Below are 17,223 nucleotides of genomic sequence, written 5' to 3'. Positions count from 1 at the left end.
AACGTGTTTTATTTGTAAAGGTCTTTATTTATTTGGTAGCGCTGCATCTTGTCGTAAAGAGTTTTTCTTGGCACATTCAATTGGCACATTGTCTGTTTAATACTACCGTTGTTTTCTAATAAAGCGCCTTCAATGGCTGCTCTCTCAAACTCCGCCACTTGCTCTGCAAGGCTTGAGAAAGACTTAGTAACTGGGTTCGATTCTCCCAACTGAATTAACTTACCCAATAGCACAAAACGCTCTGCAGCATTTCTGAGTTCTCGAACATTGCCAGGCCAGTCATGGCTCATCAGTTGCGCTAGATCTTGGGGTGACAAGCTAGGTGAGCTTTTGCCATAACGTGAAGCTGCTACCAACAGAAAGTGGTGAAAGAGGGCGGGAATGTCTTCTTTTCGTTCGCGTAGTGGCGGGAGATCCAGGGTCACGACATTGAGCCGATAGTAGAGGTCCTGACGGAAAGTACCTTCTTCAGCTGCGTGTTTTAAATCGACCTTTGTTGCGGCAATCACTCGAATATCTAAAGGCAATAATTCATTTGAACCGACACGCTCAATCACGCGCTCTTGTAATACCCTCAATAAACGAATTTGGGCTTGAATAGGCATCGACTCGATCTCATCCAAGAAAAGTGTGCCGCCTTGTGCAAACTCAAATTTACCGATACGACGGCTTTCGGCGCCAGTGAATGCGCCTTTTTCATGGCCGTAGAGTTCACTCTCAATTAAGTTCTCTGGAACCGCTCCACAATTTACGGCGACAAAGTTTTGGTTCCGGCGAGAGCTTTGCTCATGTAAAGAACGAGCGATTAACTCTTTCCCTGTACCGGTTTCACCAAACAATAAAATATCGGCGTCGGTATCGGCGATTTGGGTGATGGTCTCTCGTAATATTTGGATGCTAGAGGTTTCACCAATAACTCGTGGACCAAGGGTTTTACTGGCTTTAAGTGACAGGCGCAGTTTTTCATTTTCATTGGTTAGTTTGCGCTTCTCAATCGCCCGCTTAACCGTTTCAACCAAATGTTCTGGCGCAAAAGGTTTCTCAATAAAGTCGTAAGCGCCTTGATGAAGGGCTTGCACAGCCATGGAAATATCACCGTGTCCAGTGATCATGATGACGGGTAAGTTTGCATCGCGTTGAGTCAAAGTTGTCAGCATATCCATACCAGAAATGCCCGGCAAACAGATATCAGTGACCACGACGCCAGCTTCTTCTCCTTGCTGCATCGCTATTAAAGCCGATTCTGCATCCACAAAAAACTTGGCGTCGATATCCGCCAGTTCAAAGGTCTGTTCTATAGCGATTCTGAGATCGGCCTCATCATCAATAAAAAACACCTGACACATGATCTTATCCTTTTGATGGTTCAGTGTTGTAAGAAGTGATAGGTAAACACAATGAGAATCGAGCGCCGCCTTGTTCTCGATTATGGGCACATAATTTTCCATTCATACTGGCTAAGATTTGTTGCGAGATAGAGAGACCCAAACCTAAACCGTTCAGTTTAGTGGTTAGAAACGGTTCACATAAATCAGAAAGTGAGAAAGAGCCAAGCCCTGGGCCATTATCATCAACATGAATCCAAACCAAATCAGTGTGCTCATCGTGTTCTACAGATAATTCTACCTGTTTGTCTTGTTGCTCTTTGAGTGCTTCTATCGCATTAGTCAGTAAATTGACCAACACTTGCTCCAGTTGAATAATATTGATCTGCACTTCAACATCATGCTCTGGCAAATTTGTTTCTAACGTGACGCGCCCTGATTTAAATGCGGGCTTCATCAGTTCTTTTACAGAGGCAATAACAGGGAACAGTCGAGATTGAGCCAACTCGTCACCACTGGTTTTTTTGGCGAAAGAGCGAAGTTGCTGACTGATATTTGCCATACGGTCAGTGAGAGCAGAAATGCGAGTGAGATTATCTTCCACTCGCTCATATTTTTCTTTTTTTAGAAACAGCTTGCCGTTCTCCGCAAAGCTACGAATTGCCGCAAGTGGATTATTCAGTTCATGGCTGATACTGGCCGACATTTGTCCTAACACCGCGAGTTTCGCTGCTTGCACCAATTCGTCTTGAGTAACGCGTAAAGTTTGTTCGGTATCGATACGCTGTGCGATCTCCGCTTGCAACTCGGCAGTCCGTGCCATGACTTGATATTCCAACTTTTGATTTGCTTCTTGTTGAATTCGTTCAAGTTGCAAGTGACGCTGTTGACGGTGATAGATAAGCTGACCAATTAAAAACAAAACCATGAATGCTAGAGTGAGTACAAAGATGTAACCCATGGTGAACCAAACGATCGACTGTTTAGGAGACAGCACACGAATAGTCAGTTTGAGTTCGGGTAGGGGCAGCGAAGAGACTACCAAGGTTCCTTTATTGTATGGGTAACCCTGTTTAAGCTCAGAATGCACCTCGTCCAAACTACCCACTAATCCAAGCGTTTCAATTGGCGCATCAAGATATTGTTGGCTTGCCCAAACTTGCTTTTTCTCTTTTTTTGTCAGTGGTTGTAAGCTTTTGAGCAGCCATTCACTTCGGCTACTCATGAAAACAATTTCGTATGGGTCGCTGGCGACAAAAACACTGTTTGGTTGCTGCCAGTTGTCCTCTATCTTACTTAGGTCCATCTTCACCACGACGACACCAAGTACACCGCCAGCGTATACGATGGGATAAGAATAGTAGTAGCCACGTTTACCAGATGTTGAGCCCAGTGCGTAGTATTGGCTTCTTTTGCCTACAATGGCTTGTTTGAAATAAGGGCGAAATGCAAAATTTCGCCCGATAAAGGAGCGCTCTTTACGCCAGTTGCTGGCCGCGATCGTTGTACCCCATTGATCGATTAAGTACGTATCCGCTGCTTCAATCACGCCATTAACGGATTCTAAATACCGATTAGTGATTTCCAGTTGCGCACTGTTGTTGGGGTGCAGAAGCGCTTGATAAAGAGGATCATCTTTAGCGAGAAGATTTGGAATATGGGCGTACTTATCGAGTTTATTTTTTATATGGCCAGAAAACTGCTCCAACTGTGATTGGTGTTTATCAAGTAGAGATTGATAACTGGTCTGCCAAACCCAATGGCCACCGATAATTGCGGACAGGAAATAGAAAGCAAAAAATGTCAGCAGAATCCGTTTTTTTTGCGACATCCTTACACTCCTTACAACTTCCTTTGGTCACGTAAGAAAATGTTAATAGTTTGTAGGAAGGATTAGGGATTTAGTTTTCAACTCTGTGGAGTAAAACAAGAGCAAGATCTCTTTTTAGGCTTTTCGATAAAAAAACCGGTCGATTCTCTTGAAAAAGTCGCTATTGTCCCCATTCTAGATATGCTGGCAATGCTTAGACGGTGTCTGAATCGCATTTTTGAAGAAAAAATGGGTCAGCATTCGAGAATTTAGCGCAGACAATGTCCACATAGTGGCTATTGGCTCGACAGGGTTGCGACAGATCGCTAGAATGTCGCGTCTAAAAATTCTGTCCTGAGGCTAATAGGAGATACCTTTGGTTATTTTATCGAAGATATCACTGATTAGTCCGGTACTGACAACCAGTATCGATACTCGATTTTAAATTAGGTGTTCGGACAGAACACTACACAAGGATGAAGCGTAAGCTCCTCTGAGTTTCGCTCATACGCTCGGAAAACCGAGCCACTTTAGAGGTTTATATATAATGCAAGTTACTGTTGAAACGCTAGAGGGCCTAGAGCGCCGTCTAAACATTACTGTTCCAGCTGCAAACATCGAAGACGCTGTAACAGCTGAACTACGCAACATCGCTAAAAACCGTCGTTTCGATGGTTTCCGTAAGGGTAAAGTGCCTCTAAAAATGGTTGCTAAGATGTACGGCAAAGCAGTACGTCAAGACGTTCTTGGTGAAGTAATGCAACGCCACTTCATCGAAGCTATCGTTAAAGAGAAAATCAACCCAGCTGGCGCTCCAACTTTTGCTCCTGTAGAGAACAAAGAAGGTTCAGACCTAGTTTTCACTGCAACTTTTGAAGTTTACCCAGAAGTTGAGCTTAAAGGCCTAGAGAGCATCACTGTTGAAAAACCACTAACAGAAGTTAAAGATGCAGACGTAGAAGAGATGATCGATACTCTACGTAAGCAACAAGCAACTTGGGTTGAAGTTGAAGAAGCAGCAGAAGATGGCAAACGCGTAAGCATCGACTTCGTTGGTTCTATCGACGGTGAAGAGTTCGAAGGTGGTAAAGCTGAGAACTTCCCTCTAGAAATGGGTGCTGGTCGCATGATCCCTGGTTTCGAAGACGGTATCGCAGGTAAAACTGCTGGTATGGAATTCGACATCGACGTGACTTTCCCAGAAGATTACCACGCTGAAAACCTAAAAGGTAAAGCAGCTAAGTTCGCAATCAAAGTGAACAAAGTTGAAGCTCGTGAACTTCCAGAACTAAACGACGAGTTCGTTGCTAAGTTCGGTGTTGTTGAAGGTGGTGTTGAAGCACTTAAAGCTGAAGTTCGTAAGAACATGGAACGCGAACTTAAGCAAGCTGTTAAGAACCGCATCAAAGAGCAAGCGATTGACGGTCTAGTTGAGCAAAACGACATCAACGTACCATCAGCGCTTATCGAGCAAGAAATCCAAGTTCTACGTCAACAAGCTGCACAACGCTTCGGTGGTAACCCAGAAGCTGCTGCTCAGCTTCCACGTGAACTGTTCGAAGAACAAGCTAAACGTCGCGTAGTTGTTGGTCTTCTACTAGGTGAGGTAATCAAATCTGAAGAGCTAAAAGCGGACGACGAGAAAGTTAAAGCTCTAATCGAAGAAATGGCTACTGCATACGAAGATCCATCAGAAGTTATTGCTTACTACGAGCAAAACGAAGAAATGATGAACAACATGCGCAACGTAGCTCTAGAAGAGCAAGCAATCGACGCGATCATCGCTAAAGCACAGGTTTCTGAGAAAGAAGTAGGCTTCAACGAGCTACTTAACCAACAACAACCTGCTGCTTAATAAGCAATATCTTGCGTAGAAGGTTGACTTAACGTTAACTATTCTGCTAACAATGGTCCGTATGATAGTCATCATCCGGGCCATTTATTTTAGGGACATAAGAATATGAGCTACCAAGAAAAAAATGCAATGTCGCCAATTATGGACGCGCTAGTACCAATGGTGGTTGAACAAACTTCCCGAGGCGAACGCTCTTACGACATCTACTCACGTCTGCTGAAAGAGCGCGTGATTTTTTTAACGGGTCAAGTGGAAGACCACATGGCAAACCTTGTCGTGGCTCAGCTACTTTTCCTAGAATCTGAAAATCCAGATAAAGATATTTTCCTATACATCAACTCGCCAGGCGGCAGCGTAACAGCTGGTATGTCTATTTACGATACCATGCAGTTCATTAAGCCAAATGTCAGCACTGTGTGTATGGGTCAAGCATGTTCAATGGGTGCCTTCCTGCTTGCAGGTGGTGCGCCAGGTAAGCGTTACGTACTGCCTAACTCTCGTGTAATGATCCACCAACCATTGGGTGGTTTCCAGGGTCAAGCTTCTGATATCCAAATCCATGCTCAGGAAATCCTGACGATTAAACAGAAGCTAAACAAGTTGTTAGCAGAACATACAGGCCAACCTCTTGAAGTCATTGAGCGCGATACTGATCGTGATAACTTCATGTCATCAGAGCAGGCTGTGGAATACGGTATCGTGGATGCAGTGTTAAGCCACCGTGGCGAGTAATTTGCCAGCGCATTTTGGCAAAAATTGATATACACTCATTCATGAAGAGTAAAGGCTAAGAGGTTAGCGAATGACAGATAAAAGCAAAGAAAGTGGCAGCGGTAAATTGCTGTACTGTTCTTTCTGCGGCAAAAGTCAGCACGAAGTTCGCAAGCTAATCGCAGGTCCGTCAGTGTACATTTGCGACGAGTGTGTCGACTTATGTAACGATATTATTCGCGAAGAAATCAAGGATGTTCTCCCTAAGAAAGAATCTGAAGCGTTACCAACGCCAAAACAGATCCGTGAACACCTTGATGACTATGTGATCGGGCAAGATTACGCGAAAAAAGTGCTCGCAGTTGCGGTATATAACCACTACAAGCGTTTACGCAATGGTGATACAACGAGCGAAGGTGTGGAGCTTGGTAAGAGTAACATCCTTCTAATTGGTCCTACAGGTAGCGGTAAAACACTACTTGCGGAGACATTAGCTCGATTCTTGGATGTGCCATTTACAATGGCAGACGCGACGACACTAACCGAAGCCGGTTACGTAGGTGAAGACGTTGAAAACATCATCCAAAAGCTTCTGCAAAAATGTGATTACGATGTAGCTAAAGCGGAACGCGGCATCGTTTACATTGATGAAATTGATAAGATTTCACGCAAAGCTGAAAACCCATCTATTACGCGTGACGTATCTGGTGAAGGTGTTCAGCAGGCGCTACTAAAACTTATCGAAGGTACGGTTGCATCGGTTCCACCTCAAGGTGGTCGTAAGCATCCTCAGCAAGAATTCCTACAAGTGGACACATCTAAGATCCTGTTCATTTGTGGTGGTGCTTTTGCTGGCTTAGACAAGGTGATTGAGCAGCGTGTTGCAACAGGTACAGGTATTGGCTTTGGTGCTGAAGTTCGTTCGAAGAATGAATCGAAGACGGTAGGTGAGCTATTTACTCAAGTTGAACCTGAAGACTTAGTGAAGTACGGCCTCATTCCAGAATTCATTGGTCGTCTACCTGTAACAACAACACTGACTGAGCTTGATGAAGAAGCGTTGATTCAGATCCTATGTGAACCGAAGAACGCACTGACCAAGCAATATGCAGCATTGTTTGAGCTGGAAAACGCCGAACTTGAATTCCGTGAAGATGCGCTGCGCGCTATCGCGAAAAAAGCAATGGAGCGTAAAACAGGTGCTCGTGGCTTACGCTCGATTCTTGAAGGCGTGCTACTTGAAACCATGTACGAATTACCATCTGCAACAGACGTTAGTAAAGTCGTGATTGATGAGTCCGTCATTAATGGCGAGTCAGAGCCACTGCTTATTTACAGTAACGCAGACAATCAGGCAGCTGGAGCAGAGTAAATTCAGCCATAATGAAAAAGGAGGTAAGTAATTACCTCCTTTTTTTATTTCTCTTATTGAATCCAAACAATTAGCCCCCATATACTGCCTTAAGTAATACGTTAAACGTGAAAGCGGAAGAGAGAATTATATGAACTTGGAACGTTCCGAGCGTATCGAGATCCCGGTACTACCTCTACGTGACGTAGTGGTCTACCCACACATGGTTATTCCATTGTTTGTTGGTCGTGAGAAATCGATTAGCTGTCTAGAAACGGCGATGGAAACCAACAAACAAGTTCTTCTTGTGGCACAAAAGCAAGCGGATACTGACGAGCCTACGGTTGACGACCTATTTGACGTAGGTACGGTAGCCACCATTCTCCAGCTCTTGAAGCTTCCGGATGGCACAGTAAAAGTATTGGTCGAAGGCCAGCAGCGAGCAAAAATCAATCACTTTAAAGAGAGTGACTTTTTCCTAGCGGAAGCTGAATTTGTTGTTACGCCAGAATTGGATGAGCGTGAGCAAGAAGTGATTGTTCGCAGCGCGATTAATCAGTTTGAAGGGTTCATTAAGCTAAACAAGAAGATTCCACCAGAAGTGCTAACGTCACTTAATGGTATCGACGAAGCCGCACGCTTAGCGGATACCATTGCGGCTCATATGCCGTTAAAGTTGGTGGATAAGCAGCAAGTGCTTGAAATTGTTGACGTCACTGAGCGTCTGGAATTCCTGATGGGCCAGATGGAATCAGAGATCGACTTGCTGCAAGTTGAAAAACGAATTCGTGGTCGCGTTAAAAAGCAAATGGAAAAATCTCAGCGTGAGTATTATCTGAATGAGCAAATGAAAGCGATTCAGAAAGAACTTGGTGAGATGGAAGACGCACCAGACGAGTTCGAAACGCTACAGAAGAAGATTGACGAATCAAAAATGCCTCAAGAGGCACGTGAAAAGACAGAGCAAGAGCTGCAAAAGCTCAAGATGATGTCTCCAATGTCTGCTGAAGCAACAGTGGTTCGTAGCTACATCGATTGGATGGTCAGCGTTCCTTGGGCTAAGCGCTCAAAAGTTAAGAAAAACTTAGCGAAAGCAGAAGAGGTTCTTAATGAAGATCACTACGGTCTAGAACGCGTCAAAGAACGTATCCTTGAATACCTGGCTGTTCAAAACCGTATCAACAAGCTAAAAGGTCCTATCCTTTGTCTTGTTGGTCCTCCTGGTGTAGGTAAAACGTCTCTTGGTCGTTCAATTGCTTCAGCTACAGGCCGTAAGTATGTTCGTATGGCGTTGGGTGGTGTGCGTGATGAAGCGGAAATTCGTGGTCACCGTCGTACTTATATCGGCTCATTACCAGGCAAATTGATCCAGAAGATGTCGAAGGTTGGTGTGAAGAACCCGCTGTTCTTATTGGACGAAATCGACAAAATGTCTTCCGATATGCGTGGTGATCCGGCATCGGCTCTACTAGAAGTACTTGATCCTGAACAGAATAACTCGTTCAACGATCACTACCTAGAAGTGGATTACGATCTCTCTGACGTTATGTTTGTTGCGACATCGAACTCGATGAACATCCCGGGTCCATTGTTAGACCGTATGGAAGTTATTCGTTTATCTGGTTACACCGAAGACGAGAAGCTGAACATTGCAAAACGTCACCTTGTTGATAAACAAGTGAAGCGTAATGGCTTGAAAGCGGATGAGATCGTCATTGAAGATTCTGCGATTATTGGCATCATTCGTTACTACACGCGTGAAGCGGGTGTCCGTAACTTAGAGCGTGAGATTTCTAAGATCTGCCGTAAAGCGGTGAAGAACATCTTGCTGGATAAGGACATCAAGTCAGTAACGGTAACGATGGACAACCTAAAAGAGTACTTAGGTGTTCAACGTTTCGATTACGGTAAAGCGGATGAAAGTAACCGAATTGGTCAAGTAACTGGCCTAGCTTGGACCGAAGTGGGTGGCGATCTATTAACGATTGAAACTCAATCAATGCCAGGTAAAGGTAAGCTGACACAAACGGGTTCTCTTGGTGATGTGATGCAAGAGTCTATCCAAGCAGCAATGACAGTGGTTCGCTCTCGTGCAGAAAAGCTAGGTATCAATACTGACTTCTACGAGAAGAAAGATATTCACGTACACGTCCCGGAAGGCGCGACACCAAAAGATGGCCCAAGTGCGGGTACAGCAATGTGTACAGCATTGGTTTCTTCTCTAACAGGCAACCCTGTGAAAGCAGAAGTAGCGATGACGGGTGAAATCACACTGCGTGGTGAGGTTCTACCTATCGGCGGCCTAAAAGAGAAGTTACTTGCGGCACACCGTGGTGGCATTAAGACAGTGCTAATTCCAAAAGATAACGAGCGTGATTTGGAAGAGATTCCTGATAATGTTATCGCGGATCTGGAAGTTATCCCTGTACAGTGGATTGATGAAGTACTGAAAGTCGCACTAGAGCGAGACCCGACGGGCGTTGAGTTTGAGTCTCAAAAATAGTGATGTGTAGCAAAAATAAGTAAAAGTTTACGCTGATAAGCCCAAAAAGGCTTGTCAGCGTTTTTTTTGGGCGCTAAGTTAGTTTCGATAGCTGCCAGCCCTTGATGAATAAGGGGTGGAGCATATTTTCTTAACAATGGAACGAAAGTCATCACAAAAATAATCACAGATGACACAAAGGGGAAATTACAGTGAATAAAACTCAGTTAGTAGAACAAATCGCAGAAAATGCAGATATTTCTAAAGCGTCAGCGGGTCGTGCTCTAGATGCATTCATCGAAGCAGTAAGCGGAACTCTTCAATCTGGTGATCAAGTCGCTCTAGTTGGCTTTGGTACATTCAGCGTTCGTACTCGTGCTGCACGTACTGGTCGTAACCCAAAAACTGGTGAAGAAATCCAAATCGCAGAAGCAAAAGTACCAGCTTTCAAAGCTGGTAAAGCACTGAAAGACGCTTGTAACTAATCACGGCGTTATTTCTGTAACCGGCCATTTGCTTAACTTTTGCTCAAACAATAAGTTTCGAACAAAAATTTACAAACTTCGAGCCGAACTTTCTTAAATTATGCGCATCATACTGATGCGCATTTCTTTTTCTGATATTATTGCGCCATTATTTCTATTAGATAGAAGCAGTAGGCTTCAATTGTGGAGAGCAGTTAAATTATGATGGATCGACTACGCGAAGGCGTGAATAGCATCGCGGTCAAAATTATCCTTGGACTTATCATCCTGTCTTTCGTATTTGCAGGTGTAGGTAGCTACATCGTTGGTGGTAGCAACAACTCTGCAGCGAAAGTCGGTAACACTGAGATTCCTCGTGGTGAGTTCGAGATGGCATACCAAAATGAGCGTAACCGTATGCAAGCTCAGTTGGGTGACTACTTCTCTCAAATGCTGGCTGACCCTGCATATGTTGAATCTTTCCGCAAATCCGTTTTAGATCGAATGATCAATGACGTGTTGCTTGACCAACAAGCTGAAGCTTTGGGTCTGCGAATCAGCGACACTCAAGTGCGTAGCATGATTCTAGACATGCCTCAGTTCCAATCTAATGGTCAGTTTGATCAAGAGATCTATCAAGCTTCTTTGCGTCGTGCAGGCTTTTCGCCAGACTCTTTTGCTGAGTACATGCGTCGTGAATTGGTTCGTGAGCAACTGCTGAATGCGCTACAAAACAGTGAATTTATTCTGCCGGGTGAAGTACAAGCAGAAGGCAAGCTGTTCACTCAAACTCGTGATATTCGCACGATTCAGATCGACTTAGCGGAGTTTGCGAAAAATATTGAATTGACCGACGAAGAAATTCAAGAGTACTACAAAGCAAACCCAGACAACTTTACACGCCCAGAGCAGGTTAAAGTCTCTTACATCGAACTGTCAGCTGAAGCGCTAAAGGAACAAGTTAATGTTTCTGATGCTGAGGTGAAAAAGTACTACGACGAGCACTTAAACAAATACTCTTCAGAAGAGCAACGCCGTGTCGCTCACATTCTTGTAGAAGGGGACGATGAAGCAAAAGCGCAAGCTATCCTAGATGAGCTAAACGCGGGTGCAGATTTTGCGACGCTTGCTCAAGAGAAATCTGACGATTTTGGCAGCGCTGAAAACGGTGGTGACCTAGGTTGGATTGAGCGTGATGTGATGGACCCTGCTTTTGAAGAAGCGGCATTCGCACTGAAGAATCCTGGCGATACGTCGGGTCTAGTAAAGTCGGACTTTGGCTATCACATTATCAAGCTTGAAGAGCTAAAAGATTCTGTGGCGAAGCCATTTGAAGAAGTCGCTGCTGAAATCAAACAAGAGATGGTCGACCAACAAGCGATCGATCAATTCTACGAGTTGCAAAATGAGCTTGAGCGCGTAGCGTTTGAATACCCAGACTCATTGTATGATGCTTCTCAAGCGGTTAACCAAGAAGTGAAGACAACGGACTTTATTTCTCAGGTTGATGCACCTGAAGTGCTTCGTAGCCCTGCGGTAATGCAAGCTATCCTAAGCCCTGAAGTTAAAGAAGATGGCCTAAACTCTGAAGCTATCGAAGTTGCGCCTGAGCATATTATCGTTGTTCGTGTTGAAGATGCGCGTGACGAGACAGTTCTTCCACTAGAAGAAGTGAAAGATCAGGTTGTTGCAGAGCTATCTCGTGTTAAAGGTGAGCAAGAAGCGATGGAACTTGGAACACAAGTCGTTGCGGCATTGAAAGAAGGTAAGACGAACGTGCTTGCTGAAAACAATCTTGCCTTTGGTGAACAAGAGACAGTAGATCGTCGTTCTCCGTTGGCAACAACGGTATTCGCGATGGCAAAACCAGTCGATGGTAAACCAGTATACGGTCAGTCTAAAGATCTTGAAGGTAACATCATTATCATCGAGCTTGATGCTGTAAACGCAGAGCTAGATAGTGAGTTAGAAGATCAAGTTGCGATGCAAATGCAGCGTGCATCTTCTCAGCAAGATTTATCATCTGTACTAGCCGTACTGCGTGCAAATACTGACATTGAGTACTTTGTTGTGAGCAACTAAGCACAATTAGTGTAATTTGTATGTTGAATAAAACGGACCGCATAAGCGGTCCGTTTTATTTTTGTCTTTATGAACTTCAATCATCAATAGGCATTACTTAAATTAGTGCGCGTTTAAGTGATAGCGGCCGTTGTGAATTCCGGATCATCTCAGTTTGTTAAATGCATAACCATATTGCTTTCCATTGCAAACTTGATAGTGACTCGCTCTCGACGACTGTTTTTAGCCTACTATTTTGGAGATTGTATGTTCAATATGAAATGGATTTTGACATTGTGCTTATTTGTTTTTGCACCTTTTAGCATGGCTGCGGATTCAGCCACTGACAAATATGAAGGAATTGAAATTACTGTAAATATCAACACGGCCACTGCTGAAGAAATTGCGACCATGTTGAAAGGTATAGGTGAGAAGAAAGCGCAGAGTATAGTGGACTACCGCGAGGAACATGGCCCTTTTAAAACGGCAGCAGATTTGAAGAGCGTAAAAGGCATTGGTGAAGCGACAGTTAAGAAAAACGAAGACCGCATTTTACTGTAGCTTGATGTATCGCAGATATTGAGTCTGAATTCAGAACAATATCTGTTTCCCTATTACTGCTTTCCCGAACCAGCCCCTCTTTCGTGGTTCGGGATTTTTTATCCGAATAAACGACGGCGAAGGCCTTTTTCCAGTAAAGCCATCACTAACCCACCGAGTGCGCCAAACATATGAGCATCAATAGCAACGTTTGCACCGATAAGCTCAGCAGTACTGCTGGATGGGCCATAGACCTGCTCCCATGCTACTTTGGCGATTAGTCCTCCAACTAACAACACACTGCTTCTTCTGCTTTCAAAGACTTCTCTGAGCGCCCAAAATCCAAACAATCCGTGTAATACGCCGGATAAACCCACGTATACCGACATGTTGGTAAACAAATTCAGCGCACCAACACATGCACATAAGATTGAAAAAACGATAAGGAAGTTACGAGTGCTTGGGCGAAAAATAAAAGTAATGATCCACAATCCGGCGAGGTTCATTCCTAAGTGCGCAAAGTTGGTATGTGTGAGATTTCCTGTTACGATTCGCCACCATTCACCATGGCGTATATTGTAGCTGTGCCACTCGGTTAGGCTTGCCATTGGTTCAAATTGAAGTATCAAACAGATCACGCTGATAATACTCAGCAAGGTATAAAGGTTCACTCTATGTCTCGTTATTGTTCTCGTTGTGGAAAATCGCAAAAAGCGTGTATTTGCCAATGGATTGTACCGCTGGCAAGCGAGGTAGAACTTATCATTCTTCAGCACACGAGTGAAGAACATCGTCCGCTTGGTACGGCACGGATTCTCAATTTGAGTTTAGATAACTGTATTTGTTTGATAGGAGAGGACTTTTCTTGTGATGATGCCTTAAATCACTTATTAGCGGATGAGTCATATCAACATTTTGTTCTTTACCCATCAGAAGAGTCACGATGCATTTCTGAAATCACTCAAGCGAGTCATAGTGTATCTAAGAAAATACGTTTGATTTTGCTCGATGGTACGTGGAAAAAAGCGTACAAAATGTGGCAACTCTCAAGCAACTTACATCCACTCCCAACCGTGCAGTTGCCTAAGCAACTACAAGGGCACTACACCATTCGTAAGGCGCCCTCTGAGAATAGCTTATCGACAGTCGAGGCTGGTTATCATTCGCTTCGCTTGCTTGAACCCGAGCGAGACTTTACACCGCTGATGCGTGCGTTTGAAAAGATGATCGAATTCCAAATCGCCCAGATGCCTCCGGGCGTTTTTGAAAAGAATTACTTGAAAGGTTGAGTGTTACTAAAGAACGATGGAAGAGAAAAGTTGGCGGTGTAGCTTTTGCGCGTGACCATCGGTCATTGCAGAAATATAATCGGCGATGACCCTCATTTTATTGCTCTCGCTCTTCGCCTGACACCACAGATCTCTTGTATGAACGGGTAGTAATCGCTCTGGGTCTGCTGTTAACGCTTCAAAAATATCCATAATAATTTGCTGACCCTTATACTCAACGATCTGGACCTGCGGGACTTGGATAACGAAGGTGCTGACAAAGTGCTTGAGTACGTCAAGTGCACGTGCCATCTGTGGTTCTAAACACGCATTCCAAGACAGTAACGGGTTATTAAACGGCTCATCCACCGTTTTGATTGAAATGCTGGTCAGTAGCGCGTTAACCATACCACCGATAGCATCTTTCCGCTCATGGTGCTTACCGCTAAATAGCATCTGTCCGATGGAATCGATATGAGCTTCAAACCACGGGTCGCCACAGTCCGCTAATTGACTTGCTGCGCCTTCTTGCCATTGCTGACGTGTCACCATACCAAGTACGATTGCATCTTCTAAATCATGAACACCGTAGGCGATATCATCTGCTAGCTCCATGATTGAGCAATCGAGTGATTTAAAACGCGTTTTACTGTGCTCAAACTCCGATTCTGGCGTTGAACGCATCAGACTAAGCAATGCCTTGTCGTTGTCAGAAAGCGGTGCAATTACCCAATCAAATAAGTCTTTATCACAATCATAAATGCCTTTAGCTGGGCTCCAATCTTTTGCTTTTAGTTTACGTTGATGCTCGGCTGGTTGAGGCAACTTGACGGAGCGTGTTTGACTAATGAGGGCAGGGTACTTAATCAAACCAAGCAGTGTGCGGCGTGATAAATTCATTCCGAAATGCTCAGTATAAGGCTCTAACTTAGTGACGATACGAAAGGTTTGGGCGTTCCCCTCGAAGCCGCCATGTTCGCGCATTACGTAGTTTAGAGCGACTTCTCCCCCATGACCGTATGGAGGATGCCCGATGTCGTGCGCTAAACATAATGAATCAATTAAGCTGTCTGATGGTAATAGATCGCGGAACTCTGGCTGTTTTTTCTTTAGTTGGGCGACGATACCAGTCCCGAGTTGCGACGCTTCTAAGGAGTGTGTTAACCGGCTGCGGTGAAAGTCTTCCAAGCTATTACCGTGTACTTGGGTTTTTGCTTGTAGGCGTCGAAATGCAGCCGAGTGAAGAATGCGCGCTCGGTCTCGTTGGTACGGGCTCCGATGGTCGTCTCGACGGATTTTATGCTCATCATCATGGCGCTCTTGCCATTGCGGGTGTAATTCAAACGACACGATTATCTCCGTAAGCTAACTGATTTCATCTAACGATAATTCGAAACTTGGGGCAAAGGCATTGAGAAAGTAATCCATTTCAGGCGTTCTGCGTTCTTGCAAAGTGACGTCTAAGCGTTTTTTTGCCAGAGCGAACTCATGGTTGCCGGCGCTTAGTTCTTCGAGACATTTTAAATAGGCACAGATGGAATCGGCTTGCTTAACGATTTTTGCGTCCTCTTCATGTGCAGAGTGAGAAAGAAGATAGGGGGCAAAATCATCGTGGAACTCTTCCGGTAACATGGAGAGTAATTTTTGTTCCGCTGCCGATTCTATCTTCTTATATTCTTTGGCAATTTCAGGATTGTAATACTTCACTGGAGTTGGAAGATCACCCGTTAATACTTCGCTGGAGTCATGGTACATGGCAAGAATAGCGATGCGTTCTGGATTAAGGTTGCCGCCGAACTTTTTGTTTTTAATGAGGGCAAGGGCATGAGCGACAAAAGCAACTTGTAAGCTATGCTCTGAAACGTTTTCTGGTGAGACGGACCGCATTAAAGGCCAGCGTTGGATCAGCTTCATTCGAGCCAGGTGGGCGAAAAAATGGCTTTCTTTCATGGCTTTCTCCGTTTCTGGTGTAAAAAAGGAACTCACTAGGAGTTCCTCTAAGCATATGAGAGATCAGCACTAATTACTACCAGTGATTCATTACTGGCTGTAGGTTGATAGGAATCTTTCAAAACGTCCAATGGCGATTTCTAAATCTTCAACGTGCGGTAGTGTCACGATGCGGAAGTGGTCTGGTTTTGGCCAGTTAAAACCGGAACCTTGCACCAGTAAGACCTTCTCTTGTTTTAAGAAATCTAAAACCATCTGCTGATCGTTCTTGATGTTGTACATTTTAGTGTCGATTTTCGGGAAGAGGTACATCGCACCCTTAGGTTTAACACAAGAAACACCAGGAATCTGATTGATCAGTTCATACGCTCGGTTGCGCTGCTCTAATAAGCGTCCGCCTGGTAAAATCAGTTCATTGATACTCTGGTATCCACCTAACGCGGTTTGAATGGCATGTTGCATTGGTACGTTTGCACATAAACGCATCGATGAAAGCAGCTCCAAGCCATTCACGTATCCTTGAGCTAGATGTTTAGGCCCCGTTAGGAACATCCAGCCACCACGGAAACCACAAACACGGTAGGCTTTTGAAAGGCCATTGAATGTCATGACTAGCACGTCTTCAGTGAGTGTAGCGACTGAGGTATGTGTTGCACCGTCGTACAACACTTTGTCGTAGATCTCATCTGCGAAAATGATCAGTTTGTGCTGGCGTGCTATCTCAATCACTTCAAGTAGGAAGTCACGGCTGTATACCGCACCTGTCGGGTTGTTCGGGTTGATCAGAACAATGCCACGTGTCTTTGGTGTGATTTTCTTTTTGATGTCTTCAAGGTCTGGGTACCAGTCAGCTTCTTCATCACATAGATAATGAACCGGCTTACCACCAGATAGTGCAACTGAAGCTGTCCATAACGGATAGTCTGGTGCTGGGATCAGCATTTCGTCGCCATTGTTTAATAGCGCTTGCATGGCCATTACGATCAACTCAGACACGCCGTTACCTACATACACATCTTCGACATCTAGCGAGCGTATACCTTTACGCTGATAGTGTTGGACCACAGCTTTACGAGCAGAGTAAATGCCTTTGGAATCACAATAGCCTTGAGAAGTCGGCAGATTACGAATCACGTCGACTAAAATCTCATCAGGGGCGTCAAAACCAAATGGGGCAGGGTTACCAATGTTTAGCTTTAGGATTTTATGCCCTTCTTCCTCCATGCGCTTAGCATGTTTGAGTACAGGACCTCTAATGTCGTAGCAGACATTGTCGAGTTTTGACGACATCCCGATATTTTGCATTGTTTAATTCCTAAAAATTCGTTAATTTCTTTATTAAAATACAATAATTTGTTTTTTATTAGAATATATATCTGTAAATAATCTGTCTGCTGGTTAAGTTT

Annotated in this window: 14 protein-coding genes and 1 pseudogene; 9 read left to right on the top strand and 6 right to left on the bottom strand. The window is 44.3% G+C overall.

Annotation, left to right across the window (positions count from 1 at the left end; genetic code table 11):
- Positions 1 to 8: 8 nt before the first annotated feature.
- Both R7127_RS19095 and R7127_RS19090 read right to left on the bottom strand, forming a co-directional pair.
- A complete protein-coding gene (locus R7127_RS19095; protein WP_033906888.1) occupies positions 9 to 1,346 on the bottom strand; it encodes a sigma-54-dependent transcriptional regulator in 1,338 nt (445 codons plus the stop codon).
- A gap of 4 nt (positions 1,347 to 1,350) precedes the next feature.
- Positions 1,351 to 3,156 (bottom strand): ATP-binding protein, encoded by a 1,806-nt coding sequence (locus R7127_RS19090; protein ID WP_033906887.1) that lies wholly within the window; start codon positions 3,154 to 3,156, stop codon positions 1,351 to 1,353.
- Positions 3,157 to 3,195: 39 nt separating this feature from the next.
- Between R7127_RS19090 and R7127_RS19085 the strand changes: the two are divergent.
- The 8 genes and pseudogenes from R7127_RS19085 to R7127_RS19050 all read left to right on the top strand — a co-directional run bounded on the left by R7127_RS19085 (position 3,196) and on the right by R7127_RS19050 (position 12,620).
- Positions 3,196 to 3,408 (top strand): annotated as a pseudogene (locus R7127_RS19085) (hypothetical protein).
- Positions 3,409 to 3,682: 274 nt separating this feature from the next.
- Positions 3,683 to 4,990 (top strand): trigger factor, encoded by a 1,308-nt coding sequence (gene tig, locus R7127_RS19080; RefSeq protein WP_005382251.1) that lies wholly within the window; start codon positions 3,683 to 3,685, stop codon positions 4,988 to 4,990.
- A gap of 105 nt (positions 4,991 to 5,095) precedes the next feature.
- Entirely contained in the window at positions 5,096 to 5,722 is a 627-nt protein-coding gene (clpP, locus tag R7127_RS19075) for an ATP-dependent Clp endopeptidase proteolytic subunit ClpP (RefSeq protein WP_005382347.1), read from the top strand.
- 70 nt (positions 5,723 to 5,792) lie between these two features.
- Positions 5,793 to 7,073, top strand: a complete 1,281-nt coding sequence (clpX, locus tag R7127_RS19070; RefSeq protein WP_005382345.1) for an ATP-dependent protease ATP-binding subunit ClpX — start codon at positions 5,793 to 5,795, stop codon at positions 7,071 to 7,073.
- A gap of 130 nt (positions 7,074 to 7,203) precedes the next feature.
- Positions 7,204 to 9,555 (top strand): endopeptidase La, encoded by a 2,352-nt coding sequence (lon, locus tag R7127_RS19065; protein WP_005382343.1) that lies wholly within the window; start codon positions 7,204 to 7,206, stop codon positions 9,553 to 9,555.
- A gap of 191 nt (positions 9,556 to 9,746) precedes the next feature.
- A complete protein-coding gene (locus tag R7127_RS19060; RefSeq protein ID WP_005382341.1) occupies positions 9,747 to 10,019 on the top strand; it encodes an HU family DNA-binding protein in 273 nt (90 codons plus the stop codon).
- A gap of 201 nt (positions 10,020 to 10,220) precedes the next feature.
- The gene (ppiD, locus tag R7127_RS19055; RefSeq protein ID WP_005382334.1) at positions 10,221 to 12,080 is read left to right on the top strand and encodes a peptidylprolyl isomerase; all 1,860 of its coding nucleotides are present in this window, start codon (positions 10,221 to 10,223) and stop codon (positions 12,078 to 12,080) included.
- Between the two features lie 255 nt (positions 12,081 to 12,335).
- Complete coding sequence (locus R7127_RS19050; protein ID WP_031777211.1) at positions 12,336 to 12,620, top strand: ComEA family DNA-binding protein; 285 nt, start codon at positions 12,336 to 12,338, stop codon at positions 12,618 to 12,620.
- Between the two features lie 98 nt (positions 12,621 to 12,718).
- Here the strand turns inward: R7127_RS19050 and rrtA are convergent, their stop codons facing one another.
- The gene (gene rrtA / locus R7127_RS19045; RefSeq protein ID WP_005382331.1) at positions 12,719 to 13,270 is read right to left on the bottom strand and encodes a rhombosortase; all 552 of its coding nucleotides are present in this window, start codon (positions 13,268 to 13,270) and stop codon (positions 12,719 to 12,721) included.
- Between the two features lie 3 nt (positions 13,271 to 13,273).
- On the opposite strand from rrtA, the gene R7127_RS19040 reads away from it, so the two are divergent.
- Complete coding sequence (locus R7127_RS19040; RefSeq protein ID WP_025766956.1) at positions 13,274 to 13,888, top strand: tRNA-uridine aminocarboxypropyltransferase; 615 nt, start codon at positions 13,274 to 13,276, stop codon at positions 13,886 to 13,888.
- A 6-nt stretch (positions 13,889 to 13,894) separates the two neighbouring features.
- Here R7127_RS19040 and R7127_RS19035 read toward each other — a convergent pair whose 3' ends face one another.
- The 3 genes from R7127_RS19035 to R7127_RS19025 all read right to left on the bottom strand — a co-directional run bounded on the left by R7127_RS19035 (position 13,895) and on the right by R7127_RS19025 (position 17,122).
- Positions 13,895 to 15,217: an anti-phage deoxyguanosine triphosphatase gene (locus tag R7127_RS19035; RefSeq protein ID WP_017634779.1), complete on the bottom strand. Its 1,323-nt coding sequence runs from the start codon at positions 15,215 to 15,217 to the stop codon at positions 13,895 to 13,897.
- A gap of 15 nt (positions 15,218 to 15,232) precedes the next feature.
- Positions 15,233 to 15,817 (bottom strand): 5'-deoxynucleotidase, encoded by a 585-nt coding sequence (gene yfbR, locus R7127_RS19030; protein WP_318142097.1) that lies wholly within the window; start codon positions 15,815 to 15,817, stop codon positions 15,233 to 15,235.
- 90 nt (positions 15,818 to 15,907) lie between these two features.
- Positions 15,908 to 17,122 carry a pyridoxal phosphate-dependent aminotransferase gene (locus tag R7127_RS19025; RefSeq protein WP_005384283.1) on the bottom strand — a complete coding sequence of 405 codons (1,215 nt, stop codon included), beginning with the start codon at positions 17,120 to 17,122 and terminating at the stop codon, positions 15,908 to 15,910.
- Positions 17,123 to 17,223 lie beyond the last annotated feature (101 nt).

Source organism: Vibrio sp. 1159 (assembly GCF_033340395.1).
Taxonomy (GTDB): domain Bacteria; phylum Pseudomonadota; class Gammaproteobacteria; order Enterobacterales; family Vibrionaceae; genus Vibrio; species Vibrio alginolyticus.
This window is presented reverse-complemented; position numbering and strand designations above follow the sequence as displayed.

Excerpts from the sequence above, each read along its gene's own strand:
- R7127_RS19050 (WP_031777211.1), top strand. The coding sequence starts at position 12,336 with ATGAAATGGATTTTGACATTGTGCTTATTTGTTTTTGCACCTTTTAGC.
- lon (WP_005382343.1), top strand. The coding sequence starts at position 7,204 with ATGAACTTGGAACGTTCCGAGCGTATCGAGATCCCGGTACTACCTCTA.
- R7127_RS19025 (WP_005384283.1), bottom strand. The coding sequence starts at position 17,122 with ATGCAAAATATCGGGATGTCGTCAAAACTCGACAATGTCTGCTACGAC.
- yfbR (WP_318142097.1), bottom strand. The coding sequence starts at position 15,817 with ATGAAAGAAAGCCATTTTTTCGCCCACCTGGCTCGAATGAAGCTGATC.
- R7127_RS19040 (WP_025766956.1), top strand. The coding sequence starts at position 13,274 with ATGTCTCGTTATTGTTCTCGTTGTGGAAAATCGCAAAAAGCGTGTATT.
- ppiD (WP_005382334.1), top strand. The coding sequence starts at position 10,221 with ATGATGGATCGACTACGCGAAGGCGTGAATAGCATCGCGGTCAAAATT.
- R7127_RS19090 (WP_033906887.1), bottom strand. The coding sequence starts at position 3,156 with ATGTCGCAAAAAAAACGGATTCTGCTGACATTTTTTGCTTTCTATTTC.
- clpX (WP_005382345.1), top strand. The coding sequence starts at position 5,793 with ATGACAGATAAAAGCAAAGAAAGTGGCAGCGGTAAATTGCTGTACTGT.
- R7127_RS19095 (WP_033906888.1), bottom strand. The coding sequence starts at position 1,346 with ATGTGTCAGGTGTTTTTTATTGATGATGAGGCCGATCTCAGAATCGCT.
- tig (WP_005382251.1), top strand. The coding sequence starts at position 3,683 with ATGCAAGTTACTGTTGAAACGCTAGAGGGCCTAGAGCGCCGTCTAAAC.
- clpP (WP_005382347.1), top strand. The coding sequence starts at position 5,096 with ATGAGCTACCAAGAAAAAAATGCAATGTCGCCAATTATGGACGCGCTA.